General features: G+C 77.0%; 1 protein-coding gene. It reads left to right on the top strand.

Annotated elements, in window-relative coordinates:
• Positions 1-1164 (top strand): polyketide synthase dehydratase domain-containing protein (locus tag V1J52_RS25965; protein ID WP_330142416.1); only part of this gene is annotated, 1164 nt, incomplete at both ends.

Here is a 1164-nt window from a genome sequence, read left to right as displayed (position 1 = left end):
GCAGTCGGAGGTCACCACGGCCGTCACCGCGGCCGCCCTCGCCCACCTCCAGGGCGTTCCGGTGACCTGGCCCGCGCTGCTGGGCGAGACGGCCGCACGGACCGCCGAGCTGCCGACCTACCCCTTCCAGCGGCAGCGCTACTGGCTCGACCCGGTCAGCGGTGCGGCGAACGCCGACGAGCTGGGGCTCAACGCCACCGACCACCCGCTGCTCGGCGCCGCGCTCCAGCTCGCCCACGACGAGCGGCAGGTGTTCACGAGCAGCCTGTCGCTGCGCAGCCACCCCTGGCTGGCCGACCACGCCCTGCACGGCACGGTGATCCTCCCCGGGACCGCGCAGGTCGAGCTGGCGGTCCGGGCGGGCGAGCAGGCCGGGTACCCCGACCTCGCGGAGCTGACGATGACGGCGCCGCTGGTGCTGCCCGAACGGGGCAGCGCGCAGGTGCAGGTGGTCGTCGCTGCGGACACGGGCGACGGCGACCGGCGCACGGTGCAGGTCTACTCGCGGGCCGACGAGGCGCAGCCGTGGACCCTGCACGCCGAGGGGCTGCTCATGCCCGAAGGCGGTGACGCGCCCCCGCAGGCCCCGGCCGCCTGGCCGCCCAGCGGGTTCGAGGAAGTGGCGCTGGACGGCACGTACGAGCGGCTGGCCGGACTGGGGTACGCCTACGGACCGGCCTTCCAGGGACTGCGCCGGGTCTGGCGGGACCCGGCCTCGGGCGACGTCTGCGCCGAGGTCGCGCTGCCGGAGGAGCTGCGGGCGGAGGCGGGCCGGTTCGTCCTGCACCCCGCGCTGCTGGACGCCGCCCTCCACCCGCTGCTGCCGGGCGTGACGGACGAGGAGCGGCCCGCGCTGGTGCCGTTCTCCTGGTCGGGTGTGAGCGTACGGGCGGCGGGCGCCACGTCGCTGCGGGTCCGGATCACCGCGGCCGGTCCCGAGACGGTCTCCCTGACGGTGGCCGACGGCACCGGTGCCCCCGTCGCCGAGGTCGAGTCGCTGCTGCTGCGCCCGCTGTCCGCGGACGCCGTCCGGCAGGCGGGCCGGGAGGGTCTGCTGCGGGTGGAGTGGTCCCCGCTGGCGGACGCCGCCGTGGGTGACACGGCGTGGGGTGTGCTGGACGAGGGCGGGCTGGACGCCCTGGCCGCGGGCGGCACGGTGCCGCA

Origin of the sequence: Streptomyces solitudinis (assembly GCF_036323765.1) — a bacterium.
Lineage (GTDB): Bacteria > Actinomycetota > Actinomycetes > Streptomycetales > Streptomycetaceae > Streptomyces.
The sequence above is the reverse complement of the archived record's forward strand: the minus strand, read 5'-3'. Positions and strand labels throughout refer to the sequence as shown.